This is a genomic window from Pseudoflavonifractor phocaeensis (genome assembly GCF_016901735.1).
GTDB lineage: Bacteria > Bacillota > Clostridia > Oscillospirales > Oscillospiraceae > Pseudoflavonifractor_A.
On record NZ_JACLZC010000011.1, the window covers coordinates 1 to 26,637 of the forward strand.

General features: G+C 61.9%; 25 protein-coding genes, 1 pseudogene and 1 other annotated feature. Of the genes and pseudogenes, 17 read left to right on the forward strand and 9 right to left on the reverse strand.

Annotation, left to right across the window (positions count from 1 at the left end):
- Nucleotides 1-87: pseudogene (locus tag H7U37_RS03935) on the forward strand (IS5/IS1182 family transposase); the annotation flags it as partial.
- Between the two features lie 119 nt (nt 88-206).
- Here H7U37_RS03935 and rpmB read toward each other — a convergent pair.
- The gene (gene rpmB, locus H7U37_RS03940; RefSeq protein WP_033116638.1) at nt 207-395 is read right to left on the reverse strand and encodes a 50S ribosomal protein L28; all 189 of its coding nucleotides are present in this window, start codon (nt 393-395) and stop codon (nt 207-209) included.
- Between the two features lie 395 nt (nt 396-790).
- On the opposite strand from rpmB, the gene rpmG reads away from it, so the two are divergent.
- The 7 genes from rpmG (at nt 791) to rplL (ending at nt 4,296) form a co-directional block, all read left to right on the forward strand.
- Entirely contained in the window at nt 791-955 is a 165-nt protein-coding gene (gene rpmG / locus H7U37_RS03945) for a 50S ribosomal protein L33 (protein WP_204873797.1), read from the forward strand.
- Nucleotides 956-993: 38 nt separating this feature from the next.
- Entirely contained in the window at nt 994-1,284 is a 291-nt protein-coding gene (secE, locus tag H7U37_RS03950) for a preprotein translocase subunit SecE (RefSeq protein WP_204873799.1), read from the forward strand.
- Between the two features lie 12 nt (nt 1,285-1,296).
- Nucleotides 1,297-1,821 (forward strand): transcription termination/antitermination protein NusG, encoded by a 525-nt coding sequence (gene nusG, locus H7U37_RS03955; protein ID WP_204873801.1) that lies wholly within the window; start codon nt 1,297-1,299, stop codon nt 1,819-1,821.
- A 140-nt stretch (nt 1,822-1,961) separates the two neighbouring features.
- Nucleotides 1,962-2,387, forward strand: coding sequence for a 50S ribosomal protein L11 (gene rplK, locus H7U37_RS03960; RefSeq protein WP_204873803.1), 426 nt, complete (start codon nt 1,962-1,964; stop codon nt 2,385-2,387).
- Nucleotides 2,388-2,407: 20 nt separating this feature from the next.
- A complete protein-coding gene (gene rplA / locus H7U37_RS03965; protein ID WP_204873805.1) occupies nt 2,408-3,100 on the forward strand; it encodes a 50S ribosomal protein L1 in 693 nt (230 codons plus the stop codon).
- Nucleotides 3,101-3,161: 61 nt separating this feature from the next.
- Nucleotides 3,162-3,293, forward strand: a sequence feature (ribosomal protein L10 leader region).
- A 14-nt stretch (nt 3,294-3,307) separates the two neighbouring features.
- Nucleotides 3,308-3,847 carry a 50S ribosomal protein L10 gene (gene rplJ, locus H7U37_RS03970; protein WP_204873806.1) on the forward strand — a complete coding sequence of 180 codons (540 nt, stop codon included), beginning with the start codon at nt 3,308-3,310 and terminating at the stop codon, nt 3,845-3,847.
- A 71-nt stretch (nt 3,848-3,918) separates the two neighbouring features.
- Complete coding sequence (rplL, locus tag H7U37_RS03975) at nt 3,919-4,296, forward strand: 50S ribosomal protein L7/L12 (RefSeq protein ID WP_204873807.1); 378 nt, start codon at nt 3,919-3,921, stop codon at nt 4,294-4,296.
- Between the two features lie 148 nt (nt 4,297-4,444).
- Here rplL and H7U37_RS03980 read toward each other — a convergent pair whose 3' ends face one another.
- The 3 genes from H7U37_RS03980 to H7U37_RS03990 are packed head-to-tail and all read right to left on the reverse strand — an operon-like array spanning nt 4,445 to nt 8,319.
- Complete coding sequence (locus H7U37_RS03980; RefSeq protein ID WP_204873808.1) at nt 4,445-5,497, reverse strand: aldose epimerase family protein; 1,053 nt, start codon at nt 5,495-5,497, stop codon at nt 4,445-4,447.
- Nucleotides 5,494-6,996, reverse strand: coding sequence for a UDP-glucose--hexose-1-phosphate uridylyltransferase (gene galT / locus H7U37_RS03985; RefSeq protein WP_204873809.1), 1,503 nt, complete (start codon nt 6,994-6,996; stop codon nt 5,494-5,496). Before galT ends, H7U37_RS03980 begins: the two co-directional genes overlap by 4 nt.
- Before the next feature lie 30 nt (nt 6,997-7,026).
- The gene (locus tag H7U37_RS03990; RefSeq protein ID WP_204873810.1) at nt 7,027-8,319 is read right to left on the reverse strand and encodes a galactokinase; all 1,293 of its coding nucleotides are present in this window, start codon (nt 8,317-8,319) and stop codon (nt 7,027-7,029) included.
- A 422-nt stretch (nt 8,320-8,741) separates the two neighbouring features.
- Between H7U37_RS03990 and H7U37_RS03995 the strand changes: the two genes are divergently transcribed.
- The 9 genes from H7U37_RS03995 (at nt 8,742) to H7U37_RS04035 (ending at nt 20,816) form a co-directional block, all read left to right on the forward strand.
- Entirely contained in the window at nt 8,742-9,890 is a 1,149-nt protein-coding gene (locus H7U37_RS03995; RefSeq protein WP_204873812.1) for a galactose ABC transporter substrate-binding protein, read from the forward strand.
- A gap of 174 nt (nt 9,891-10,064) precedes the next feature.
- On the forward strand, nt 10,065-11,564 hold the full coding sequence (locus tag H7U37_RS04000; protein ID WP_204873813.1) for a sugar ABC transporter ATP-binding protein: 1,500 nt from the start codon (nt 10,065-10,067) through the stop codon (nt 11,562-11,564).
- A gap of 15 nt (nt 11,565-11,579) precedes the next feature.
- On the forward strand, nt 11,580-12,650 hold the full coding sequence (locus tag H7U37_RS04005; RefSeq protein WP_204873814.1) for a galactose/methyl galactoside ABC transporter permease MglC: 1,071 nt from the start codon (nt 11,580-11,582) through the stop codon (nt 12,648-12,650).
- Nucleotides 12,651-12,765: 115 nt separating this feature from the next.
- Nucleotides 12,766-14,364, forward strand: coding sequence for a response regulator (locus H7U37_RS04010; RefSeq protein ID WP_204873815.1), 1,599 nt, complete (start codon nt 12,766-12,768; stop codon nt 14,362-14,364).
- Between the two features lie 47 nt (nt 14,365-14,411).
- Nucleotides 14,412-16,214: a sensor histidine kinase gene (locus tag H7U37_RS04015; RefSeq protein ID WP_204873816.1), complete on the forward strand. Its 1,803-nt coding sequence runs from the start codon at nt 14,412-14,414 to the stop codon at nt 16,212-16,214.
- The gene (locus tag H7U37_RS04020) at nt 16,211-17,176 is read left to right on the forward strand and encodes a sugar ABC transporter substrate-binding protein (RefSeq protein ID WP_204873817.1); all 966 of its coding nucleotides are present in this window, start codon (nt 16,211-16,213) and stop codon (nt 17,174-17,176) included. Before H7U37_RS04015 ends, H7U37_RS04020 begins: the two co-directional genes overlap by 4 nt.
- The gene (locus H7U37_RS04025; protein ID WP_204873818.1) at nt 17,133-18,179 is read left to right on the forward strand and encodes a galactose ABC transporter substrate-binding protein; all 1,047 of its coding nucleotides are present in this window, start codon (nt 17,133-17,135) and stop codon (nt 18,177-18,179) included. The genes H7U37_RS04020 and H7U37_RS04025 overlap by 44 nt, the downstream gene beginning before the upstream one ends.
- A 16-nt stretch (nt 18,180-18,195) precedes the next feature.
- Nucleotides 18,196-19,557, forward strand: a complete 1,362-nt coding sequence (locus H7U37_RS04030; protein ID WP_204873820.1) for an MATE family efflux transporter — start codon at nt 18,196-18,198, stop codon at nt 19,555-19,557.
- 77 nt (nt 19,558-19,634) lie between these two features.
- Nucleotides 19,635-20,816, forward strand: a complete 1,182-nt coding sequence (locus H7U37_RS04035; RefSeq protein WP_204873822.1) for an NAD(P)-dependent malic enzyme — start codon at nt 19,635-19,637, stop codon at nt 20,814-20,816.
- A gap of 210 nt (nt 20,817-21,026) precedes the next feature.
- Here the strand turns inward: H7U37_RS04035 and H7U37_RS04040 are convergent, their stop codons facing one another.
- From H7U37_RS04040 to H7U37_RS04060, 5 genes are all read right to left on the reverse strand, one after another.
- The gene (locus H7U37_RS04040) at nt 21,027-22,616 is read right to left on the reverse strand and encodes a CTP synthase (RefSeq protein WP_204873824.1); all 1,590 of its coding nucleotides are present in this window, start codon (nt 22,614-22,616) and stop codon (nt 21,027-21,029) included.
- 81 nt (nt 22,617-22,697) lie between these two features.
- Nucleotides 22,698-23,264 carry an ANTAR domain-containing response regulator gene (locus tag H7U37_RS04045; protein ID WP_204873826.1) on the reverse strand — a complete coding sequence of 189 codons (567 nt, stop codon included), beginning with the start codon at nt 23,262-23,264 and terminating at the stop codon, nt 22,698-22,700.
- A gap of 25 nt (nt 23,265-23,289) precedes the next feature.
- Nucleotides 23,290-24,606 carry a glutamine synthetase family protein gene (locus H7U37_RS04050; protein ID WP_204873828.1) on the reverse strand — a complete coding sequence of 439 codons (1,317 nt, stop codon included), beginning with the start codon at nt 24,604-24,606 and terminating at the stop codon, nt 23,290-23,292.
- Between the two features lie 60 nt (nt 24,607-24,666).
- Entirely contained in the window at nt 24,667-25,389 is a 723-nt protein-coding gene (locus tag H7U37_RS04055; protein WP_204873830.1) for a GltB/FmdC/FwdC-like GXGXG domain-containing protein, read from the reverse strand.
- Entirely contained in the window at nt 25,386-26,630 is a 1,245-nt protein-coding gene (locus H7U37_RS04060) for an NAD(P)/FAD-dependent oxidoreductase (protein ID WP_204873832.1), read from the reverse strand. Before H7U37_RS04060 ends, H7U37_RS04055 begins: the two co-directional genes overlap by 4 nt.
- Nucleotides 26,631-26,637: the final 7 nt, after the last annotated feature.

Here is a 26,637-nt window from a genome sequence, read left to right on the forward strand (position 1 = left end):
GCCACGCGATATGCTAAAAATACAGCATCTTTTCTCGCCGCAGTGCAAATTCGTTGCATTGCTATTTGGTGCGCCGTTTTAGCCTGAACTTGTGTACACACTATTTAATTCCTCCATACAAGGCATTAAGCCCCATAGGTTCACATTGTGAACCTATGGGGCTTAACCTGTGTGGTGCGGACCTTTTTTCTGTGGCAATCTAAAAATTACACAGCGCGGGTGACCTTACCCGAACGGAGGCATCTGGTGCACACATAGACGTGCTTGGGCGTACCGTTGACAATCGCCTTGACGCGCTTCACGTTGGGCTTCCAGGGCCGATTGGAGCGGCGGTGAGAGTGGGACACCTGGATGCCGAACACAACGCCCTTGTCGCAGAATTCACATTTGGCCATTCGCTTGAACCTCCTCGCTCGTCAGTATCACGCTTATAAAAGCATCGTATGATATGATAGCAGAAGAAAGGAGAAAATGCAAGCCCTTTTTTTCAAAAAATAACCGTGCAAAACAGGGGCGATTTGTTGGAAAAATACCCTTGACAGGAGGGAAGCGGCGTGTTAGACTAAACACACCTATGCAAGAGGGCTTTTTTTCATGCGCGTTTTTACGGTGTAACGATGTGTGAAACCCTCCGCTCCGCCCCCGGAGACATAGGGAGGCAGATGTGCCGGGTCCGCACCGTGATGGGAAGGGGCGTATTGCGTCTCTCCCGCGCTGGATTCGGCCATGGACCGCATCCGGCTTTTTTTATGTCCGGATGACGGCCAAAATTGAAGGAGGTGCCGAACACATGGCAAAGGCTGGTTCCCGGGTGAAGATCACCCTCCGCTGCTCCGAGTGCAAGCAGAGGAACTACAACACCAACAAGAACAAGAAGAATACTCCCGACCGTCTGGAGCTGAAAAAGTACTGCCCCTTCTGCAGGAAGCACACGGTTCACAATGAGACCAAGTAATGAACGTGCAGAGCTGGCAAGAAAGAAGGGTGTAAGGAATGTCTGAAAACGAGAAGCTCGAGCAGACCGCCGCTGGTAAGAGCAAGGCGGAGAAGGCCGCCAAGAAGGACGGCAAGTCCAAGCCCGGTGTCTTCGCGCGCATGGGCAAGTGGTTCCGGGAGATGAAGTCGGAACTCAAAAAGGTCCAGTGGCCCACCTGGAAGCAGACGTTTAACAACACCATGATTGTCATTGTCTGCTGCGTCGTGGTGGGTATCTGCATCGGCGTGTTTGACACGCTGGCAGAGCGGATCATCACTGCTCTCGTCCATTTCTTCCAGAGCATTTAAGGAAGGGTCGATATGGCAGAGAGTGCGAAATGGTATGTCGCGCATACCTACTCCGGCTATGAAAACACCGTAGCGGCCTCCATTGAGAAAGCGGTGGAGAACCGCGGCATGCGCGATCTCATCCATGAGGTCAATATCCCCATGGAGACTGTGACTGAGATCACCGATAACGGCCCCAAGACCGTGGAGCGCAAGACCTTCCCCGGCTATGTGCTGGTGAAGATGATCATGACCGACGAGACCTGGCACCTGGTGCGCAACGTCCGCGGCGTGACGGGCTTCGTGGGCTCGGGCAATAAGGCCATCCCGTTGACCGACGATGAAGTCGCGTCCATGGGTGTGGAGAAGAAGGAAGTCGTGGTCAACTACGGGGTGGGCGACACCGTGCGCATCACCGACGGGGCCATGGAGTCCTTCATGGGCACGGTGGAGGAGATCGATCTGGATCACAAGAAAGTGCGTATGACGGTCTCCATGTGCGGCCGCGATACGCCGGTGGAGCTGGATCTGGACGCGGTCGAGCCCGTCGAGCAGTAAATGAAGAGGCCGCGCCCATTGGCCGGCCGAACCGTTCCCTCCACGGGACGGCAGCGGGACGCCGCCAGAAGAGGCGTCCCAGTGGGAGGGACCTGACGGTCCCGTCTCAACCACATTTTTCGTAGGAGGTGCTGTTTCAAATGGCACAGAAAGTTACAGGTTACGTCAAGCTTCAGATCCCCGCCGGCAAGGCGACTCCCGCCCCCCCTGTTGGTCCCGCTCTGGGCCAGCACGGCGTGAACATCGCCGCCTTTACCAAGGAGTTCAACGAGCGGACCAAGAACGAAGTGGGCATGATCATCCCCGTCATCATCACTGTCTACGCCGACCGCTCCTTTACCTTTGTGACCAAGACCCCTCCCGCCGCCGTGCTCATCAAGAAGGCGTGCAACATCGAGTCCGGCTCCGGTGTGCCCAACAAGACCAAGGTGGCCACCATCAGCAAGGAAGACGTGCGCAAGATCGCCGAGACCAAGATGCCCGACCTGAACGCGGCCAGCGTTGAGGCGGCCATGAGCATGATCGCCGGTACCGCCCGCTCCATGGGCGTCGTGGTGGGCGACTAAGGGCGAAGGAGGTAGAAGGAATGTTTAGAGGTAAGAAGTATACCGAGAGCGCCAAGCAGATCGACAAGGGCACTCTCTATGATGCCGCCGAGGCCATGGGCCTGGTGGTAAAGACCGCCACTGCCAAGTTTGACGAGACCGTCGAGCTGCACGTGAAGCTGGGCGTGGACTCCCGTCACGCTGACCAGCAGGTCCGCGGCGCCATCGTTCTGCCCCACGGCACCGGCAAGACCCAGCGGGTGCTGGTGTTCGCCAAGGGCGACAAGGCCGAGGCTGCCCGTGAGGCCGGCGCCGATTTCGTCGGCGAGATGGATCTGGTGCAGAAGATCCAGCAGGAGAACTGGTTCGACTACGACGTGGTGGTCGCCTCTCCCGACATGATGGGCGTTGTGGGCCGTCTGGGTAAGCTGCTGGGCCCCAAGGGCCTGATGCCCTCCCCCAAGGCCGGCACCGTCACCCCCGACGTGGCCAAGGCCGTCAAGGAGATCAAGGCCGGTAAGGTGGAGTACCGTCTGGACAAGACCAACATCATCCACTGCCCCATCGGCAAGGTGTCCTTCGGCGCGGAGAAGCTCACCGAGAACTTCACCGCTCTGATGACCGCCATCATCAAGGCCAAGCCCGCCGCCGCCAAGGGCCAGTACATTCGCTCCTGCGTGTGTGCTGCCACCATGGGCCCCGGCGTGAAGATCAACGCCGCCAAGCTGGTGTAATCTTCCCCCAAAAAGCTGTCATTCCCGGGCAGGTTTTGCTTGACAAAGCCTGTCCGGGGTGATATACTGTAATGCGTGTTCAAAGACAGCAGGTGGCCGAAAGGCGGAAATCCTGCCGAGAATGCAGGAACAGAAGTGTTTTATGTGCTGTTTTTGCGTCTTTGGATGCGAAAACAGCATTTTCATTTCATGGAGGTGAATCCCACAATGCCTAACGCGAAAGTTCTGAGTGAGAAGCAGGCCATCGTGGCCGAGCTGACCGAGAAGCTCAAGGGCGCCGCCAGCGGCGTTCTGGTGGACTACAAGGGCATCACTGTGGCCGAGGATACCGCGCTGCGCGCCGAGTGCCGCAAGAACGAGCTGGACTACGCTGTCGTGAAGAACACCCTGGTGCGCTTCGCTATCAACAACGTGGGTCTGGAAGAGATGGACTCCGTGCTCAACGGCACCACTTCTCTGGCCCTGAGCCATGGCGATCCCATCGCGCCCATGCGCGTCATCAACAAGTTCGCCAAGCAGTTCAACGGCGCCAAGTTCACCATCAAGGCCGGTTTTATGGACGGCAAGGTCCTCTCTCTGGAGGAGATCAACGCCCTGGCTGAGCTGCCCTCCAAGGAGGTCCTGCAGGCGCAGGTCCTGGGCACCATGCTGGCCCCTATCACCAGCCTGGCCATCGTCATCAAGGCCATCTGCGAGCAGAAGGGCGGCTCCGTCGAGAGCGCCGAAGAGGCTCCCGCCGCCGAATAAATTCGGCGTTTCATCCGTCCCGAAGGGACAACCAATTTTGAACCATTCATATATTTAGGAGGTATCTTATCATGGCTAGCGAGAAGATCACTGCTTTGATCGAAGAAGTTAAGGGCCTGACTGTTCTGGAGCTGTCCGAGCTGGTGCACGCTCTGGAGGACGAGTTCGGCGTGTCCGCCGCCGCTATGGCCGCTCCCGCCGCCGGCGGCGCTGCCGCTCCCGCCGTGGAGGAAAAGACCGAGTTCGACGTGGTTCTGACCGGTTTCGACGCTTCTTCCAAGATCAAGGTCATCAAGGCCGTCCGCGAGATCACCGGCCAGGGCCTGGGCGAGGCCAAGGCTACCGTCGAGGGCGCTCCCAGCACCCTGAAGGAGGCCGTGTCCAAGGACGAGGCCGAGGAGCTGAAGAAGAAGCTGGAAGAGGCCGGCGGCAAGGTGGAGCTGAAGTAAGCTTCCCCCTGCATTCTGCAAGCGTTCAGAGGGCCCGTGGTATGTCTGACATACCGCGGGCTCTTTTTTGTTTTCATAAAGGTAAAAAGGAACGTGCCGCAGGAGGCGATATCCTGCGGCACGCGCTGCTGTTTGCTGAAAAGGGGGGTTACTTCTCCGCCACGGGGGAGAAACGGAAGCGGGTGGTCTGCCGGTAGGTCTTGCCGGCGGGAAGGACCACCGAGGGGAAGTCGGGCTGATGGATGGCGTCGGGCCAGCATTGGGTCTCCAGGCAGAAGGCGCAGCGGGGCTCGTAGACCGCGCCGTCCTTGCCCACCTCGCCGGCCAGGTAGTTGGCGGTATAGAGCTGAAGGCCGGGCTGAGTGGTGTAGCACTCCAGACGCAAGTCGGCGCATTCCGCCGCCGCTGCCAGGCGGAAGGGCCCGGCGGGCTGGCTGTGGAGGACGAAATTGTGGTCGTACCCGTTGGCCATCCGGATCTGGGGGTGGTCGCTGGTAAGACCCGGGGCAAAGGGGGCTGGTTTGCGCAGATCGAAGGGAGTGCCGGACACGTCCAGCAGCCGGCCGGTGGGGACGCTGGTCTCATCGCTTTCGGTGATGGCGTCGGAGAAGATCTGGATGGTCTGTCCGTCCAGGGTGCCGGAGGCGTGGCCGTTGAGGTTGAAATAGGAGTGGTTGGTCAGGTTGACCAGGGTATTGGCGTCGCTGCGGGCCTGATAGGTGAGGGTCAGGGAGTCGTCCTCCCCCAGGGTATAGGTCACCTGGAGATGGAGGGTACCCGGGAAGCCCTCCTCACCGTCGGGGCTGATGCAGGTGAGGATGAGGTCACCCTCGGCGTTGGCGTAAGCGGTCCAGACCTTTTCGTGAAAGCCGTGGATGCCGCCGTGGTTGCAGTTGGGGCCGTTGTTGACCGCCAGGGTATAGGTTTTGCCGTCCAGCTGGAAGGAGGCGCCGCCGATGCGGTTGGCCACCCGTCCCACCAGAGCGCCGATGTACTTGTCCTGGGCCTCATAGTCGGCCATGGCGTCAAAGCCCAGCACCACATCCCGAACGCCGTTGCGGGTGGGGACCCGCAGAGCGCGGATCACGCCGCCGTAGGTCAGGATCTCGGCGGACATACCGTGATCGTTGGTAAGGGTCCAGCAGTCCACGGGACGCCCGGCGGCGGTGACGCCAAAGGGACGCTTGCGGATCTGGATCACGGACGCACCGCCTGTTCCAGGAAGCGCAGGAAGGCGGCCCGGCCTTCGGGGGTGCGCTTATAGACGCCGGCGTGCTCCAGCACCTGGGCAAAGACGATGCCCACTTCCTTCTGGAGGATGTCCAGGGCGTTGTCGGCGGTGAAGGTGTAGCGGGTCTTGAGCTCGTTGGCCCAGGGGGCGTGCTTGGCCAGAGCCTCGTCGGCCTCCAGGTCGGCGCCCTCCACCAGAGCCTTGGCCAGGTCGGCCAGCTCACCCTTCAGGCGGGCGGGCAGGACGGCCAGACCCATGACCTCGATGAGGCCGATGTTTTCCTTCTTGATGTGGTGGAGCTCGGCATGGGGATGGAACACGCCCAGAGGATGCTCCTCGGTGGTAATGTTGTTGCGCAGCACCAGGTCCAGCTCGTAGTCGTCGCCGCGGCGGCGGGCGATGGGGGTGATGGTGTTGTGGGGAGTGCCGTCGGTCTCGGCGAAGATGAAGGCGCTCTCGTCGGAGTAGCCCCGCCAGGAGACCAGGATGCGGTCGGCCAGCTCGATGAGGCGGGCGGGGTCGGCGCAGGTGAGGCGGACAACGGACATGGGCCACTTGACGATGCCGGCCTTCACGTCGTCAAAGCCGGGGAAGGAGACGGGGGTCTCCACCGGGGCCTTGGCCATGGCGAAGGTGTAGTGGCCGCCCTGGAAGTGGTCGTGGGCCAGGATGGAGCCGCCCACGATGGGCAGGTCGGCGTTGGAGCCCACGAAGTAGTGGGGGAACTGGCCCACGAAGTCCAGGAGCTTGGCGAAGCAGGCCCGGTCGATCTTCATGGGCACATGCTGGCTGTTGAAGCAGATGCAGTGCTCATTATAATAGACGTAGGGGGAGTACTGGAGGAACCAGGGGGCATTGGCGATGGTAATGGGGATGATGCGGTGATTCTGACGGGCGGGGTGGTTGACCCGGCCGGAGTAGCCCTCGTTTTCGCGGCACAGCTGGCAGAGGGGATAATTAGAGGTAGGCAGATCCCGGGCGGCGGCGATGGCGCGGGGGTCCTTCTCCGGCTTGGAGAGGTTGATGGTGATGTCCAGCTCACCATATTCGGTGTTGGACTTCCACTGCACGTCCTTGGCGATGCGGTCCCGGCGGATGTAATTGGTGTCCTGGCTGAAGGTGTAAAACCAATCGGTGGCCGCCTTGGGGTCCTGGGCGTAGAGGGAGCGGAAGTGCTCCACCACCTGGGTGGGACGGGGAGTGAGGGCGCCCATGAGGCGGGTGTCAAAGAGATCACGGTAGGTGATGCTGTCCTCGGGGAGGACGCCGCGGGCGTGGGCGTCGTCCATCAGGAAGGTGAGGACGGCGGGGAGGTCGATCTCCTGGGGGGCTTCCTCGGTGGGGGCGTAGTACTCCACCCGCAGGATGTCCATCAGGGTGTTTACCGCCCAGGTGTAGTCGGCCTCCTGAATGAGACCCTTGCGCAGGCCGTAGGTAGCCAGGGCCTGAATAGCATTATCAACAGTCATGTCCAAAAACTCCTCTCACAAATTTAAGACTTAACCGGCCACCACGCAGCCGCCCACGCTGCGGATGGAGAGCACATGGCAGCGGCCCTGACCCAGGACGCGCTCCGTCTCGGCCTTGAAGCCGTCCAGCAGATCCAGGGGCACGAAGGCCTGGATGGTGCCGGCGAAGCCGCCGCCGTGGACCCGGCAGCCGCCGCGGCCCTTGAGGGCGGCCTGCGCCACGGCCAGGGCCACTGAGACGGCCTGCTCTTTGGTAGCGCCGGCGGGGCAGACGTTCTGGAGCATGGTCCAGGAGGAGATGCCGGAGGCCTTGGCCAAGTTCAGGAAGGCGTCAAAGTCGCCGGCGGCCAGGGCGTCGGCCTCCTCCACGGCGCAGCGGTCGTCGCTGTAATAGTGGATGGCCCGGAGGATGGCCCGGTCGCCGGTGGCCACACGGGCGGAGGGCAGCATTTTCCAGAACGTCTCCTCGGGGACGTTGCGCAGCACGTCGCCGCCGCAGAAGGAGGCCACCGCCTTCATCTCGGCGGGGATGGCGGCATACTCGTCGGTGAGGTCGGCGTGGTCGGCGCCGGAGTCAATGATGCACAGGGCGTAGCCCTTGGACTCCAGGTCCACGGGGATCTGACGGACCACGGGCTTGGCGGGATCGGCGAAGTCGATGGCCACCGCGCCGCCCACGGAGGAGGCCATCTGGTCCATCAGGCCGCAGGGCTTGCCGAAAAAGACGTTTTCGGCATACTGTCCGATCTGGGCGATGGCCACGGCATCCAGGGCGTCGCCGCAGGAGAAATGGTTGAGGATCACGCCGATGAGGGTCTCATAGGCGGCGGAGGAGGAGAGGCCGGAGCCGGGGAGCACGTCGGAGACGATGTAGGCGTCAAAGCCAACGGGGGGATAGCCCAGCTGGCCGATGCGGGCGGCGATGCCCCGGACCAGCGCGCCGGTGGAGTTGATTTCCTCGGCCACAGGCTCCAGACGGTCCAGATCCACCTCCAGGACGGGCCAGCCCTCGGAGCAGATGCGGATCATGCGGGAGCCGTTGGGGGCGGCGCAGGAGAGCAGGTCCAGATTCACCGAAGCGGCCAGGACGTGGCCGTGCTGGTGGTCGGTATGGTTGCCGCCCAGTTCGGTACGGCCGGGCGCGGAGAAGAGAGCGGCCGGCGCGTCGTCCGCGGGATGGAAGGTGTCCTTGAATCCATCCAGCACGTGACGGACCCGGTCACGGTCAGGGGCAGCGCCGGCAGGGGTGCAGGCCAGCGTGGACAGCTTTTCGTCCAGGGCGCCGTCTTCCAGAAGCTTGAAGAGTTGAAGGAAAGGAAACATAATAAACCTCCTGGACCGCTGCAGCAGAGCGGCGCCGTGCTCACGGCGCACGGCGGGCCGAATTTGGAACAGGCGTGGAATGCTTTCTACCATCATGATAGCCCCCCCGGCCACCGGATTCAACTAAAATTTACTAAAAATCGAAAAACCAGCATCCTTCCCAAAAACGGAAAGCGATTTTGCACGAATCTGCCTAAATCTTATTTATAAGGTGTGATTGTGAAAAGAATACAAAAAAGCATCCATTAAAATACACATATTATACAAAGAGCAAAGGATTTTGCTAGAAGAGAGAAGATTTTTCTATCGTTTTTTCCAGAGGCACCCGTTAAAATAAAGCCATGCGGGAACAATGCGGCGCGGTCATACCGGGCAAAGCATTCCCAAAAGCCACGCAAAACAAAAAATTAGGAGGAACTATGATGAAGAAGAAACTGCTTGCGCTCCTTCTCGCCCTTGGTATGGTCGCCTCTCTGGCCGCCTGCTCCAATGGTGAGACCACCACTTCCACCGCCCCCTCTACCGCTCCCAGCACTGAGAGCACCGCTCCCGAGGGCGGCGACACCGAGGCCGGCGACCTGTCCTCCCTGGACATCGGCGTGTTCTACTATCAGTACTCCGATGCGTACATCACCAGCGTCCGCACCCAGATGGACAGCCTGCTGGACAGCCTGGGCGTGAAGTACACCGACTATGACGGCCAGAACAACCAGTCCGTCCAGACCGACTCCATCAACACCGCTATCGTCAACGGCTGCAACTTCCTGATCGTCAACATCGTGGAGACCTCTTCTCCCGAGGCTGCCCAGGCCGCCGTTGATGCCGCCAAGAACGCCGGCATCCCCATCCTGTTCTTCAACCGCGAGGTCTCCGACGACGTGGTCAACAGCTATGAGAAGTGCGCCTTCGTCGGCACCGACGCCGCCGAGGCCGGCCACCTGCAGGGCCAGATGATCGCTGAGTACCTCATCGAGAACTTCGACGCGGTCGATCTGAACGGCGACGGCGAGATCTCCTACGTCATGTTCAAGGGCCAGGAGGGCAACGCCGAGGCCGAGATGCGTACCCAGTACTCCGTCGAGGATGCCAACACCCTGCTGGCCGAGGCCGGCAAGGGCCAGCTGGTGTTCTACAACCCCTCCAACACCTCCGGTTACCTGGTTGACCAGACCGGCGCTTGGTCTGCTCAGGCCGCTACCGACTACATGAACACCATCCTGGGCGAGTACTCCGAGGCCAACGGCAACATGGTCGAGATGGTCATCGCCAACAACGACGGCATGGCCGAGGGCGCTATCTCCGCTCTGCAGACCGCCGGCTACAACACCGAGGGCGGCAAGGTCATCCCCGTGTTCGGCGTGGACGCCATGGACTCCGCTAAGGAGAAGATCAACGCTGGTATCATGACCGGCACCATCGCTCAGGACGCCGCCGGTATGGCCAACTCCCTGGTGACCCTGATGCAGAACTTCGCCAATGACGGCGACCTGATGAGCAACACCGGCGACATGATCGTGGACGAAGGCGTCGCCAAGGTCCGCGTGCCTTACGCCATCTACACCGGCGAATAATCCATTCGCTTCGGCTGCGGAAAAATCAATACTTAAAAGACCGGGTAAGCGGGGCTGTCAGCATCCTGGCAGCCCCGCTCCCAAATGTAAAGCCCCGGCGTCAGCCCGCTGCTCCCAGGCGGGGGCGGCCTGACGCAGCGGCTTTGCGCGGCAACAAAAGAGAGGAGGAAGCATATGGATCAGCCGGTACTGTTGGAAATGAAGAACATTACCAAAGAATTTCCTGGTGTCAAGGCTCTGGACGGCGTTTCTCTGAAGGTTCGCCCAGGTACGGTCCACGCCCTGATGGGTGAGAACGGCGCGGGTAAATCGACTCTGATGAAGTGTCTGTTCGGCATCTATCAGAAGGACGGCGGTCAGATTTTCCTGGAGGGCAAGGAGATCAACTTCAAGAGCTCCAAGGAGGCGCTGGAGAACGGCGTGGCCATGGTGCATCAGGAGCTGAACCAGGCCTTGACCCGGACCGTCAAGGACAACCTCTGGCTGGGACGCTACCCCAAAGTGGGCGGCATCATGGTCAGTGAGAGCATCATGGCCCGTGAGACCAAGAAGCTCTTCGAGCAGCTTAACGTGGAGGTAAACCCCAGCGCCGTTATGTCCACTCTGCCCGTCTCCAAGCGGCAGATGGTGGAGATCGCCAAGGCGGTTTCCTACAATTCCAAGATCATCGTGTTCGACGAGCCCACCTCGTCTCTGACCGAGGCCGAGGTGGAACACCTCTTCCGCATCATCGATATGCTCAAGAGCAAGGGCTGCGGCATCATTTACATCTCCCATAAGATGGATGAGATCCTGCGCATCAGCGACGATCTCACCGTCATGCGCGATGGTACCTGGGTGGCCACTCGGCCGGCCAAGGAAATGACCATGAACGAGATCATCAAGCTGATGGTCGGCCGTGAGCTGACAAACCGCTTCCCGCCCAAGACCAACAAGCCTGGTGAGGTCATTCTGGACGTGCAGCACATCACCGGTAAGTACACCCGCCTGAAGGACGGCACCTTCCAGCTCCGCAAGGGCGAGATTCTGGGCTTTGCCGGTCTGGACGGCTCCGGTCGTACCGAGGTGCTGGAGAACTTGTTCGGCGTCATGACCCGTGAGGGCGGCACCATTACGCTCCATGGCCGTGAAATCAAGAACCGCAATCCTCGGGAGTCCATCAAGAATGGATTTGCCCTGCTGACCGAGGAACGCCGCGCCACCGGTATCTTCGGCATCCGGAGCATCCGTGAGAACACCGTTATCTCCAACCTGAAGGACTATCTGATGGGCGGCATCTGCCTGAGTGAAAAGAAGATGAAGGCCGACACCGACTGGGCGATTCAGGCCATGCACATCAAGACTCCCACTCAGGAGACCGCCATCCGTTCCCTCTCCGGCGGCAACCAGCAAAAGGTCATCATCGGCCGCTGGCTTCTGACCAAGCCGGAGATCCTCCTGCTGGACGAGCCTACCCGCGGCATCGACGTGGGCGCCAAGTACGAGATCTACCAGCTCATCATTGATCTGGCCAACGAGGGCAAGGGAGTCATCGTCGTCTCCTCCGAAATGCCCGAGCTGCTGGGCATCTGTGACCGCATCGTGGTCATGTCCGGCGGACAGGTGGCCGGTGAGGTGGACGCCAAGAATACCAGCCAGGAGGAGATCCTCACCCTGGCCGCCAAGTATGTATAAGAGGAGGAACGCGAAATGAGTAAAGAATCCAAGGAGCTCCAGGCCAAGGCGCAGTCTCAGTGGGACGCCAAGAAAGTAGGCAACCTGCTGCTGGATAACGCTCTGTACATCCTGATGATCATTTTTGTGATCTATATCGCCGTTGTCAACGAGAACTTCCTGAAGGTACCTTCCCTGGTCAATATCCTGTCCAACACCGCCGCTTATCTGCCCGCCGCTCTGGGTATCGCCGGCTGTATCGTGCTGACCGGTACCGACCTGTCCGCCGGCCGTAACGTCGGTCTGACCGCCTGCGTCTCCGCCTCTCTGCTGCAGGCTGCCACCACCGCCAACAAGATGTGGCCCGACCTGGACACCCTGCCTGTCGCGCTGGTTATCATCATCGCTATGGTGCTGGGCGCCGTCATCGGCGCGTTCAACGGCTTCTGGGTTGCCAAGTTCAAGCTGCATCCCTTCATCGTGACCCTGGGCACTCAGCTCATCCTGTACACCTGCCTGCTGCTCTACGTCAAGATGGGCAACAACAACGGTATGGCCATCTCCGGTATGGCTGACAGCTACAACAACTTCGTCAAGGGCGCCATCGTCAGCGTGCCCAACGGCAGCGGCGGCGCTACTCCCATTCCCAACTATGTGTGGTATGCCATCCTGCTGACCGCCCTCATGTGGTTCATCTGGAACAAGACCACCTTCGGCAAGAACATGTTCGCCCTGGGCTCCAACGAGGAAGCCGCCCGCGTGTCCGGCGTCAACGTGTTCATGACCACCGTTATGGTCTTTGCTCTGGCCGGCGCGATGTACGGCTGGACCGGCTTTATCGAGGGCGCTCGTATCGGCTCCAACACCGCCAACACCGGTTATAACTACGAGCTGGACGCCATCGCGGCCTGCGTCATCGGCGGCGTCTCCTTCGTCGGCGGCATTGGTAAGATCCGCGGCATCGTGATCGGCGTGCTGCTGCTCCGCCTGATCTTCGTCGGTCTGACCATGCTGGGCGTCAACCAGGACCTGCAGTATCTCATCAAGGGCGCCATCATCCTCTTCGCCTGCGCGCTCGATATGCGTAAGTATCTGGTTAAGAAGTAAGAGTTCGTTTTGGGCCCGTATGGGGGGCGCGTTCCCGAAGGAGCGCGCCCCTTTTTTTTCGACCTGCGCTGTGCTATACTAATACACCGATATGAGAGAAGAGGGAGGGGAGAACGTGGGACTTTACCGAGTGCTGCTGGTGGACGACGAGGAGGACATCCGCGTGGGCATCAGCCGCAAGATTGACTGGGCCGGTCTGGGGTTCAGTCTGGTGGGGGAGGCGGAAAACGGTGCCGAGGCGTTGGAAATAGCCGAGCAGCTCCGGCCGGATGTGGTGCTGACCGACATCAAAATGCCTTTTATGGACGGCCTGGAGCTGTGCCGCCGTCTGACCCAGCAGCTGCCGGCGGCCAAGATGGTGGTGTTTTCCGGCTTTGATGAATTTGAATATGCCCGCCAGGCCGTGGGACTGAACGTATCGGAGTACATTCTAAAGCCCATCGGAGCGGCGGAGCTGACGGCGGTGTTGGAAAAGCTGCGCCGTGAGATTCAGGCGGAGCGGGCGGAGCGGAAGGACGTGGAGATCCTGCGCCGCCTCTACGAGGAGAGCCTGCCGGTGCTGCGGGAGCTCTTTTATACCCGGCTGCTGGACGGACAGATCCGGGGCCGGCAGGTGGTGGAGCGTGCCGCGCGATATGAGATCGACTTGAGCGGGAAGAGCTGGATCGCCGCCATCGTCCATGTGGACGGTCCGGTGGCGGAGCTGTCCGGCTCCCGGGACGAGCTAATTTTGCTGTCGGTGCAGAGCTTTTTCAACGATCACTTTTCACTAGAGAATTGCACAGTACGTCAGGTCCTCTACCGGGACAATCTGGCGCTGATTTTCAGCTTTCAGGGGGAGGCGCCGGTCTATGCCCTGCTGGAGGAGTTGGGCCGGGTGTGCGATCTGGCCAAGAGCTACCTGGGGCTGAATTTGACGGCCGGGGTAGGGAGCAGCTGCGAAAAGGCGGAGGATCTGTACCAGTCGGCGGAAGGAGCCCGGAGCGCGCTGGACTATCGGGTGCTGGTGGATAGCCGGGTAATTTACATTGGCGATCTGGAGCCGGGCCGGTCTGCCACGCTGACCTTTGACGAGGAGAGCGAGCGGGCGCTGAGCGCGGCGGTAAAGCTGGGCAGCGAGGAGGATGTGCTCCGGGTGGTGGACGGTCTCATGGCCCAGGTGCGGGCGGCGGGTCTGGATCTGCCCCAGTGCCACTACTTTTTCCTGGAGCTGGTCACCTGCTTTTTGAAGCTGGCCCGGGCGGGGGGCGTGGAGGCGGAGGAGGTCTTTGGGGCCAACTTTGCCGGCGGCGTCCAGGTGACGGATTTCGCGTCCCTGGAGGAACTGAGCGCCTGGTGCCGGGAGCGGAGCCTGCGGCTGCGGGAGCTTCTGGGCCGCCGCCGGACGGCGTCGGCCGGCCGGACGGTGGAAAAGGCCCGGGAATTCATTGCCGAACACTATGCGGACCCGGATCTGTCGGTGGAAATGCTCTGTGAGCATCTGCATCTCTCCCAGACGTACTTTTCCACCCTGTTCAAACGGGAGACGGGCATGGGTTTTACTGCCTATGTGACCCAGGTGCGGATGGACGCCGCGGCGGCGCTGCTGCGGGAGACCGACGAAAAGACCTACCTCATCGCGCAAAAAACGGGGTATTCCGACCCCAACTACTTCAGCTATGTATTCAAACGCCAGTTTGGCCGTTCGCCCTCCAAGTTCCGGTCGGAGCAGTAAGGGCACCGGGCAGCCGTCCGGGACCGGCGGGGAAAGGAGCGAGGCAAATGAGTCAATGGAGCCATCGGCTCCGGGGCGTCAACCGAAAGATGGGCATTCAGATGATTATTTCCCTGTCGTTTACGGCGGTGGCTGTGGCGGGGATGTTTTTCATAGGAATGTCCCTCTTTCTGCGTTTTTCGGCGGCGGCCGGGGAACTGACAGCGGACAGCGGGCAGCGGGTGCTGGCACAAGTAAATTTGAATCTGGACAGCTATCTGCGCCGTATGATGCGCCTTTCGGATACGGTATACTACGGTCTCATCAAAAACACCGATTTGGAGGGAGAGGAGCTGAATACCGGGCTGGATCTGCTGTATGAGGAGAATCTGGACCGGGTGGTCTCCATCGCGGTATTTGATACAAGCGGGGATCTGGTGGCCGGCGCGCCGCTGAATACCTTAAAAGAGGGGTGCACCCCCGCTGCCCAGAGCTGGTTTACCGCCGCCCAGGAGCGGATCGAGAACTTTCACTTCTCGGTGCCCCATGTGCAGAATCTCTTTGAGGCCCAGGAGGCGTCCTATCACTGGGTGGTGTCGCTGAGCCGGCAGGTGGAGCTGACAAAGGACGGCACCACCACCGACGGCGTACTGCTGGTGGACATGAGCTTTGACGGCATCGAGCAGATCTGCAAGGATGTGTCTCTGGCCAACGGGGGTTACGTCTATCTGATCGACAGCAGCGGTGAGATCATCTATCATCCCAGGCAGCAGCTCATCTATGCCGGACTCAGCCAGGAAAATAACCGGGTGGCGGCCACTTACAGCGACGGCGCCATCAGCGAGGTGTTTCAGGACGTCACCCGCCAGGTTACCGTCAAAACCGTGGGCTATACCGGCTGGAAGCTGGTGGCGGTTTCGCCCAACGGCTGGGAGACCAGCGGCAGTCAGCTCCTCTTTTTCGGCATTTCCCTGCTGCTCTTCTCGGCGTTTTTGCTGGCCTTTGTCAACAGCCGGCTCTCCGCCCACATTTCCGAGCCGGTGCGCGCCTTGGAACAGGCGGTGAAGCAGCTGGAGGCGGGCGCGGAGGAGGTCAGCTTTGACGTAGGCGGCAGCTATGAGGTCAAGCATCTGGGACACTCCATCGAGTCCATGGTGTCCACCATGCGCCATCTGATGGATGACATCATCCAGCAGGAGGACGCCAAGCGCCGCTCCGAGCTGGATGTCCTCCAATCCCAGATCAACCCTCATTTTCTCTACAACACGCTGGATTCGGTGATCTGGATGACGGAAAACGGCCGGACCGACGAGGCGGTGGTGATGGTATCGGCGCTGGCCCGGTTTTTCCGCATCTCGCTGAGCCGGGGGAGCAGCATCATCCCCCTCTCCGACGAGCTGGAGCACGCCCGCAACTATCTGACCATCCAGAATATGCGCTACAAGAACAAATTCACCAGTACCATCCGGCAGGAGCCGGGGACAGAGGGGCTTTACGTCCTCAAGCTGATCGTACAGCCTATTTTGGAAAACGCCATTTATTACGGCGTGGCCTCGGCGGACGGAGACGGTGAAATTGACGTCCACGCCTTCCGGAAGGGGAAGGATCTCTACATCGACGTACGGGACAACGGCCTCGGTATGCCTCAGGAGATGGTGGATCAGCTGCTGGACGAGCACCGGCCGGCGGTGACCACAAAGGGCTCCGGGATCGGACTGCGCAACGTCCACCGGCGCATCCAGCTGACCTTTGGGCTGGACTATGGCCTGGAGATCACCAGCGAGCTGGACGAGGGCACCACGGTGCGCATCCATCTGCCCGCACTGGACGAGGGAGCCGCGGCGCCCTATCGGGGAGAGGTGACGTCATGAAGAAGAGAGCGCAAAAGGGAGACACCGGCTTTCTGCGCACCGGCATTTTTTTACTGCTGCTGGGGGCTATGGTTTTTCTCAGTCTGACGCTGCCGGAGAACGTTTTCCCCAGCCGGGATCAGGAGCTGGTGGAGGTCTCCGTATTGCTGGGCGATTGGGACGGGGCCCTCTGGTCCAATACCCGCAGCGGCATGGACCAGGCGGCAGAGGATTTGGGAGCGGAGCTTCGTTATCTATCGCCGGCCCAGGGCGCGGAGGAGCAGGGCGACATGCTGCTGCGGGAGCTGGAGAGCGGCGTGGACGCGGTGGTGATCCGGCCCACGGACCCGGCGGAGGTGGCCGACGTATTGACCACGGAGGGGTCCATGCCGCCGGTGGTGACGCTGGAGTCCACGGTGGAGGGCTGGGAGCGGGCCTGCGTGGGCACCGACGCGGAGCTGGTGGGCCGTGCCTTGGCGGAGACGGTCTGTCAAAACCATGCAAAGGGCAGCACGGTGCTTCTCATCCGGACGGGTGTGGAGGGCAGCGCGGCTGCCCGGCGGCTGAAGGCGGCGGAGGAGCGTCTGGTTCAGGAGGGATTCACGGTCATGACCTGCTGGAAGCCGGGGGGTCTGGACGCCCGGACCGATGAGCTGAGTCTGGTCAGGAGCGCCGACGTGCTGATGGTGTTTGATCCCGGCGCACTGGAGCAGACCGCCCAGACCTTGCGGACCTGGGGGTGTGGACTGCCGCTCTATGGCGCCGGGTCCAGCACCGGCATTGCGTCTTTGATGGAGCAGGACCATATCACCGCCATTGCGGCGTGGAGCGACTACGCAGCCGGCTATCTGGCGGTGGAGCGTGCGGTCCATGCGGCCCGGAAGGAGGGGGTATCCGATTCGGAGCTCCAGTTTCAAATCGTACGGAAGGAAGATATGTATGAACCGGAGATCCAAAAGCTGCTTTTCCCGGTCTCTGGCTAAGAGGGGGGGAGCGGTCCTGTTGGGCGGCGCGCTGCTGCTGGGGCAGAGCGGCTGCGGCAGCCAGCGCACCACTGACGTACGGATAGGAGTGGCCCTTTATCAGCAGAATGATACCTTTATTTCCACCGTGGTGGAAAATCTGGAGCTTCAGGCCAGGGCCTGGGAGGAGGAGACCTCCCGCAAGCTGACGCTGAACATCACCGACGGCGGCAACAGCCAATCCACCCAAAACGATCAGGTGGACCGCTTTCTGGACCGGGACTACGACGCCATCTGTGTCAATATCGTGGACCGGACGGCGGCGGCGGTGCTCATCGATAAGGCGGAGGCGGCCAACGTGCCCATTATTTTCTTCAACCGCCAGCCGGTGCAGGAGGATCTGGACCGGTGGGAGGGGGCCTATTATGTCGGCGCCCGTGCGGAGCAGTCGGGAGAGATCCAGGGTCAGATCGTGGCCGACGCCTGGAAGGCGGACCCGGCGGCGGTGGATCGGAACGGGGACGGCGTACTCCAATACGTCATGCTGGAAGGGGAGCCGGGGCATCAGGATACCCTGCTGCGCACCGAGTACAGCGTCAATACGCTGACCGAGACGGTGCCGGCGGAAAAGCTGGCCAGCGATACGGCCAACTGGGACCGGACCCAGGCCAGCGCCCGGATGACCGAGTGGATCAAGCGCTATGGAGAAGAGATCGAGGTGGTCTTTGCCAATAACGACGACATGGCCCTGGGGGCCATCGACGCCTGTCGGGCGGCGGGGATGACGGAGCTGCCCTTTATCGTGGGGGTGGACGCCACGCCGCCGGCGCTGGAGGCCATTGAGGCCGGGACGCTGAAGGGGACGGTGCTCAACGATGCCGAGGGCATGGCAGAGGCTATGTTTGCCCTCATCCGGGCGCTGGCGGCGGGGGAGGACCCGGCGCAGTCGGTGGAGTTGGAGGAAGGGCATTATATCTGGATGCCCTACCGGCGGGTCACCGCCGAGACCATAGCGTCAGAGTGAGGGAGGCACAGCACCCATGGAAGGGAGCAGATCCAAGGAAAGCGCACCGATGACCCGGGGGCCCATCTGGCAGCGCATTGTGTTTTTTGCGGTACCGCTGTTTTTTGGGAACCTGTTTCAGCAGCTTTACAATACCGCTGACTCTCTCATCGTGGGCAAATTTTTGGGAGATACGGCGCTGGCGGCGGTGAGCTCGTCAGGCAGTCTCATTTTGCTGCTGGTCGGCTTTTTCAACGGCATTTCAGCCGGCGGCGGTGTGGTGGTGGCCCGTTACTACGGAGCGGGGGACCGCCTGCGGATGGGGCGTACCATCCACACCATGGTGGCCTTCGGTCTGGCGGCCGGGGCGGCGTTGACGGTCATTGGGGTGCTGCTGGCCCCTCAGATCCTCATTCTGATGGGGACGCCCGCCGATGTGCTGCCCCAATCCACCGCTTATTTCCGCATTTACTTTTTGGGCTCGGTGGCCTTCGTGCTCTACAACGTATTTGTGGGCATTTTGCAGGCGGTGGGGGACAGCCGCCATCCGCTGCTCTATCTGGTGGTCTCTTCTCTGGTCAATGTGGTGCTGGACCTGCTGTTTGTGGCGGGATTTCATTGGGGGGTGTGGTCGGCGGCGCTGGCCACGGTGATTTCCCAGTGCGTGAGCGCCCTGCTGTGTCTGATCCATCTGCTGCGGGCCAAGGGGCCGGAGCGGCTTTCTCTGCGTTCGGTGGGGTTTGACGCCACCGTATTCCGGCAGGTTTTGTCCAACGGCCTGCCGGCCGGGGTGCAGACCTCCATCATTTCCCTGGCCAACGTGGTGGTGCAGTCCAACATCAACGCCTTCGGCAGCGCGGCTATGGCGGGCTGCGGCGCCTATTCCAAGGTGGAGGGCTTTGGCTTTTTGCCCATTACCTGCTTTTCTCTGGCGCTGAGCACCTTTATCAGCCAGAACCTGGGAGCCGGTGAGACCGAACGGGCCAGAAAAGGGGCCAAGTTCGGGGTGATCTGTTCGGTGGTCATCGCCGAGAGCATCGGGGCGCTGATCTGGCTGCTGGCCCCGGTGCTCATCGGCGCGTTCAACGAAAGCGGGCATGTGATTTCCTACGGGGTGGCCCAGGCCAGAACGGTGACGCTTTTTTACTGTTTGCTGGCCTTCTCCCACTGCATGGCGGGCATTTTGCGGGGTGCGGGCCGGGCGTCGGTGCCCATGTTCGTCATGCTGGGCTGCTGGTGTGTGTTCCGTATCCTGTATATCACGGCGGCGGTGGCGGTGGTGCCGGAGATCCGGATGGTATTCTGGGCCTATCCCATCACCTGGAGCCTGAGCACGGTGATTTTTCTGCTCTACGCCCGGCGTACGCCGTGGCTGCGGGGGGCGGCCGGGACGGCGTGAAGATTTTCCCTTGCGCGACGGGAAAAATATGCTATACTTTTGTGTGAAACTGAACGATAACAGGGAGGAATTACCCCATGGATTACGCGCAGGAATCGCTGAAAAAGCACTATGAATGGAAGGGCAAGCTGGAGGTCACCCCCCGGGCCTCGGTGGACAGCAAGGAGGCGCTGTCGCTGGCCTATACGCCGGGGGTGGCCCAGCCCTGTCTGGAGATCCAAAAAGACCCCAGCCTGAGCTATGCCCTCACCCGCCGGTGGAACATGGCGGCGGTCATCACCGACGGCAGCGCGGTGCTGGGTCTGGGCGACATCGGCCCGGAGGCCGGTATGCCGGTGATGGAGGGCAAGTGTGTGCTGTTCAAGGCCTTTGGCGATGTGGACGCAGTGCCCCTGTGTGTCAACACCAAGGATGTGGACGCCTTTGTGGAGACGGTGTACCGCATTTCCGGCTCCTTCGGCGGCATCAATCTGGAGGACATCTCCGCGCCCCGGTGCTTTGAGATCGAGCGGAAGTTAAAGGAAAAGTGCGACATCCCCATTTTCCACGACGACCAGCACGGCACCGCCATCATCACCCTGGCGGGTCTGCTCAACGCCCTGCGCCTGGTGGGCAAGCAGCGGGAGGAGGTCAGGGTGGTCACCTCCGGCGCCGGCGCGGCGGCGGTGTCCATTGTCAAGCTGCTCCTCTCGGCGGGGTTCCGCCATGTGACCATGTGCGACCGTTCGGGGGCCATTTACGCCGGCCGGCCCGGCCTCAACTGGATCAAGGAAGAAATGGCCCAGGTGACCAATCTGGAGAAGAAGGCGGGCACCCTGGCCGACATGCTGGTGGGGGCCGACGTGTTCATCGGCGTTTCGGCGCCCGGCACCGTGACCACCGAGATGGTAAAGACCATGAACAAGGACGCCATTGTCTTTGCCTGTGCCAATCCCACCCCGGAGATCTTCCCCGACGAGGCCAAGGCGGGGGGCGCGGCGGTCATTGCCACCGGCCGGAGCGACTTCCCCAACCAGATCAACAACGTGCTGGCCTTCCCCGGCGTGTTCCGGGGAGCCTTCGATGTGCGGGCCAGCGACATCAACGAGGCCATGAAGATGGCCGCCGCTCAGGCGCTGGCCCATCTGGTCAGCGACGAGGAGCTGAATCCCGATTACATTCTCCCCGCCGCCTTCGATCCCCGCGTGAAGGACGCGGTGGCCGCCGCGGTGGCCCAGGCCGCCCGGAAGAGCGGCGTGGCGAGGGAAGATAAGAGATAAAAGATAAGAGATAGGGAAGCCTCCGTTCGCACCCCTCCCCTCTCGGATGAGGAATGGTACCCCTCCCACTCTGTAGGGGCGACCCTTGTGGTCGCCCGCGTCCATGCAGGCGCCTTATCTTTTCTTGCTCTGTGTTTCCCTTTGCAGACAGATTGAACTATCCCCCGTTTCCCTTTTATAAGAGAGGAAACGGGGGATAGTTTTGCTATTTTAATGCAGGGCGGCGGCGATAAAGCCGGAAAAGACGGGGTGGGGACGATTGGGGCGGCTTTTGAATTCGGGGTGATACTGGACGCCCACATAGAAGGGATGGTCCTTCAGCTCCACCGCCTCCACCAGCCGGCCGTCGGGGGAGAGGCCGGAGAGGACCATACCGGCCTCTTCCGCCTGGGCGCGGATGCGGTTATTGAACTCGTAGCGGTGGCGGTGGCGTTCCCGGACCAGAGACTGGCCGTACAGCGACGCCAGGCGGGAGCCGGGGGTCAGGCGGCAGGGATAAGCGCCCAGACGCATGGTCCCCCCTTTGGGCAGGCTGCCCTGCTGGTCGGGCATGAGGTGGATCACATCGTCCGGGTTTTCGCTGAACTCGGCGGAGTTGGCCCCCTCCATGCCCAGCGCATGGCGGCAGAATTCGATGACAGCAATCTGCATCCCCAGGCAGATGCCAAGATAGGGAATTTTGTGGGTGCGGGCGTAGCGGGCGGCGGCGATTTTTCCCTCAATGCCCCGGCTGCCGAAGCCGCCGGGCACCAGGATGCCGCCGCAGCCGGCGAAGAGGGCGGGGGCGGTCTCGTCGGTGACCTCTTCGGCCTCGATCCAGCGGATGTCCACTGCCGCGCCGTTGGCAAAGCCCGCGTGCCGCAGGGCCTCGGCCACCGAGAGATAGGCGTCGTGGAGTTTGACGTACTTGCCCACCAGGGCGATGGTGACGGTCCGGCCGGGGCGCTCCATCCGGCGGAGCATCTCCTTCCACTCGTCCAGAGCGGGGGGCGGGCAGGCCAGCCCCAGCTCCCGGCAGACGATGTCGGACAGATGGCTATGCTCCAGCATCAGAGGGGCCTGGTAGAGCAGGGGAACGTCCAGATTTTCGATGACGCAATCGGGCTTTACGCTGCAAAAGAGGGCCAGCTTTTCCCGGACGCTCTCCTCCAGGGGCTGAACGCAGCGGGTGACGATCAGGTCGGGGCGGATGCCCATGCCCTGGAGTTCCTTGACCGAGTGCTGGGTGGGCTTGGATTTTTGTTCTCCGCTGCTGGGCAGGTAGGGTACCAGGGTCACATGGAGAAAGAGGCAGTTTTCCCGCCCCACCTCCACGGCCACCTGACGGATGGCCTCCAGAAAGGGCTGGCTTTCGATGTCGCCGGTGGTGCCGCCCACCTCGGTGATGACCACGTCGGCGGCGGTTTTGCGTCCCACGGCATAGATAAATTCTTTGATCTCGTTGGTGATGTGGGGGATGACCTGGACGGTCTGGCCCAGATAGGCCCCCGCCCGCTCCTTGTTGAGGACGTTCCAATAGACCTTGCCGGTGGTCAGGTTGGAGAACTGGTTCAGGTCCTCGTCGATGAAGCGCTCATAGTGGCCCAGATCCAGATCGGTCTCGGCGCCGTCCTCGGTGACGTACACCTCTCCGTGCTGGTAGGGGCTCATGGTACCCGGGTCCACGTTGATATAGGGGTCCAGCTTCTGGGCGGCGACCTTCAGGCCCCGGCTTTTGAGGAGCCGGCCCAGGGAGGCGGCGGTGATGCCCTTACCTAGGCCGCTCACCACGCCGCCGGTCACAAAAATATACTTGGTCATAGAAAAACATCCTTTCCGATGGGTGAAAGATGGCACAAAAAAGGCTGTACGGCGGACCGGGGCGGACCGCCGTACAGGAGGTTAGTCTCTGGATTGCAGGAGCTCGCGGGCCACGTCTGCCTTGGTCATGCGCCGGTTCATGGCCTGCTTTTCCAAAAACGCGTGGGCCTCCGGCTCGGTCAGGCCGCCGGTCTCGATGAGGATGCACTTGGCGCGGCTGACCAGGCGCAGCTCCTCCAGCTGTTTTTGGAGCTTGCGAGCCTGGCTTTGGGCCTGCAAAAGGCGGCTGTGGGCGGCCCGCAGGAGATGGATGGAGGAGGAAAAGGTGGAACGGTTAATGGGCTTGGGCAGGACGGCCACGCCCAGGTCCTCCATAGCGGCAAAGAGGGCTTCGGTCAAAGGGGCCTTGAGGAGAAGGAGGACCGCCGCGCCGGTGGTACGCACGGCATGGCGGGCCAGGCCGTCTCCCGGCTCGTCGGAGAGGGGGGCGTTGATGAGAATGAGATCAAAGTCGATGTCCATCATCATACGCCGGGCGGCAGCGCCGGCCTGGGCGTGGTGAATCTGGCCGTGGCAGTGTTCGGACAGCAGCTGGGCCAGGGCCTGACGGCTTTGTTCACCGGAACAGACCAATAAGATACGCTCCATCGTCGGCATCTCCTTTCCGATTGATTCAACAGCGGGCAAACAGGGCGGCCTCTTCCTCCGCGCCGCCGTCGGGGGCGTTCAGGACGGCCTGAAACTGCGCTTCCTTGATTTTGAGATAGTATTCCAGGGTACGGGCGGGGATGACCGAGCGGACAAAGGAGCTCTCCCGGGCCAGAGAGACCGCCTGTCCCAGGGACTGGGGGAGGGCGGGGTAATCGGCGTCTCCGCCGGCCTGGAAGAGGTCCAGGTCGCAGGAGGGAGGAAGAGGCAGGTCATCGGCCACACCCTCCAGCCCGGCCTGGATGAGGAGGGCAAAGGCCAGATAGGGATTGACCGTCCCATCGGGGGAGCGGAGCTCCATCCGGCGCAGATCGCCCTGGGCCGCCGGGATGCGCACCAGCTGGGAGCGGTTTTGGTGGGACCAGGTAATATAGCGGGGGGCCTCAAAGGAGCCGAAGCGGCTGTAAGAGTTGACCAGGGGATTGAGGAAGGCGGTACACTCGGCCACCCGCCGCAGGATGCCGGCCAAAAAGGCCTCGCTGGTGCGGCTGTGGGTGTTGGTGTCGGGGTTGCGGAAGAGGTTCTGGCCCTGCCGGAAGAGGGAGAGGTTGACGTGCAGGCCGTTGCCCGGCCGGTCTGGGAAGGGCTTGGGCAGGAAGGAGGCAAAGAGCCCGTTCTGCTCGGCCAGGACCTTCACCGCCCACTTGAAGGTGATGAGATTGTCGGCGGCCTGGAGGGGGCTGGCGTATTTGAAGTCGATCTCATGCTGACCGGGTCCCTGCTCGTGGTGGCTGGCCTCGGGCTGTATGCCCATCTCTTCTAAGGTGAGGCAGATCTGACGGCGGATGTTTTCCCCCTTGTCCAGGGGGGCCACGTCAAAATAGCTGCCCTGATCGTGGGGAATGCGGGTGGGGTTGCCCTCCTGATCGGTGCGGAAGAGGTAAAACTCGCACTCGGTGCCCACGGTACAGCTCAGATCCAGCGCCCGGGCGTCGGCCATGGCCTTGCGGAGGAGGGACCGGCCGTCCCCCTCGAAGGGGGAGCCGCCGGGGTAGCGGATGTCGCAGAAGAAGCGGACCACCCGGCCGGTGGAGGGCCGCCAGGGCAGAAAGGCCAGGGTAGCCGGGTCCGGATGGAGGAAGAGATCGGAGGACTCCACATTCATAAAACCCGGCAGAGCGGAGCCGTCAAAGGAGATGCCCTGTTCCATGGCCAGGGGCAGCTCGCCGGGCATGATGGAGATGTTTTTCTGGACGCCGAACAGGTCGCAGAAGGCCAGACGGATGAATTTGACGTCGTTGTCCTGGAGGAACTCCAGAAGCTCAGAGAGGGAAGTATACATGGAAATCTCCTTATTCCAGCGGCGGACCGGGTCCGCTGATGGTGGTGACAGATGATGGGATCAGTTAAAGGTGTAGAGCTGATGGTATCCGGCTTCCGGGTTGGGGGTGAGGACATAGAAGGAGGGGCGGAGCAGGGCCTCCGGGTCGCCGCCGAAGGCGGCGCACCAGGCGGAGACGTGGGGGAGGAGCTCGGCCCGGTCGCCGTCGGTGGCGGGCCGGACCAGCACCTGGGGAGGAAGTCCGACGGGAGGCTGGTCGCAGCGCAACACGATCTTGCCGCCGTGCATCCCGGTGCCGCAGAAGTTGCTCACCGGATACGCGCCGTTGGCGCCCTGGCCCAGAATGACGATGAGGCCGCCGGCCTGGTACTCGCCCAAAAAGGAGCCGGCTCTGCCGCCCACCACCAGGACGGGGAATTTGTCCAGATAAGCTTTCATGTGGATACCGGCCCGGTAGCCCACATTGCCCTCGATGAGGATACGGCCGCCCCGCATCCCGTAGCCACAGGCGTCGCCGCAGCTGCCGTGGATGATGATTTCACCGTCGTTCATGGTGTCGCCCACGGCCTCCTGGGTGTTGCCAAAGACCTCGATGGTGGAGCCGTCCAGATATTGGCCCAATCCGTTGCCCGGCACGCCGTAGAGGGTGAAGTGACGGCCGGAGGAGCTGCACCCCAGGTAGCGCTGGCCGCAGACGTGGTCCACCACCACCTCGGCGTCGCTGTTGTCCCGGATGAGCTGGTTGAGCTGCTGATAGTACATGGTTCCCGCTTCTACTCTCATCGCTGCACACCTCCCAATTTTTTGGCCCGTTCCGAGCGGGAGAAGGCCATAAGCTGGGGCTTTTCCCGAATCAGGTCAAAGTCAATGGAGGAGAGGGGGGTCTGTTCCCGGATGAGGGAGGTATAGATGCCCGCCCGCTCCACATCGCCCAGCAGGATGAAGCCCACCAGGCGGTCGTCCCGGGTGACCAGGAGTTTATAGGAGCCCGTTTCCGGGTCCTCTTCCAGGTAGCGCTGGCCGTCGTAGCTGCCGGCGGAGACCACATGGAGCCCAAAGAAGCCGGAGGCGTTCATGGGGACGGCCTTGGTAAAGGCCCGGCTGCCGCCGGCCATGTTGAGCCCGGCGGTCTCGCCCTGGAGGTAGGCGTTGGGCAGGATGGCCAGGATGCGGTCGCTGCCATTGGAGATGTCGTGGGAGCGGGTGCAGTCACCGGCGGCCCACAGGTCGGGACCGGCGGCGCAGTGGTCGTCGATGAAGATGCCCCGGTCCACGGCGCAGCCGGCCTGAGCGGCAAGCTCGGTGTTGGGCCGGACCCCCACCGCCACCACCAGTACGTCGAAGTCCACCGCCTTTCCGCTTTTCAAAACCGCATGGTTGCCCTCAAAGCGGGCAATGGAGTCGCCCAGCAGGAAGGCGACGCCCCGGTCCTCCATGCGTTTTTGGATGAGGGCCGCCGGATGAGGAAGCATCACGTTGGGGAGGATGCGCTCGGCCATGTCCACCACCGTGAGGGAGGCGCACCGGTCCAGAATGCCCTCGGCGCACTTGAGGCCGATGAGACCGGCGCCGATGATGAGCACCCGCTTGTCTTTTTGGTCGCCCAGTATCCGGGAGAGCCGGCGGGCGTCGTCCAGCGTCATAAAGGAGGTCTGGTGCTCCACCGTCTCCAGGCCCTCCATGGGAGGGACAAAGGGCCGGGAACCGGTGGCAAAGCATAATTTATGATACGGCAATACCGCGCCGTTGTCCAGCGTCACCTGATGGGCGGCGCTGTCCACCGAGACGGCGGTACGGCCGGACAGGAGGGCGACGCCGTTTTTCTTGTACCAGTTTTCCGGGCGGTAGCGGAGCATCTTTTCCTCGGTGGTCTTTCCCTCCAACAGGTAGGAGATCAGGGGACGGCCGTAGACGGGGTAGGGCTCGGCGGAGACGACGGTGATGGAGCCGGTCTGGTCCAGGGCGCGGATGCCCTCCACGCAGCCCACCGCGGCGGCGCCGTTGCCGATGATGACATAATCCATAGAGTGG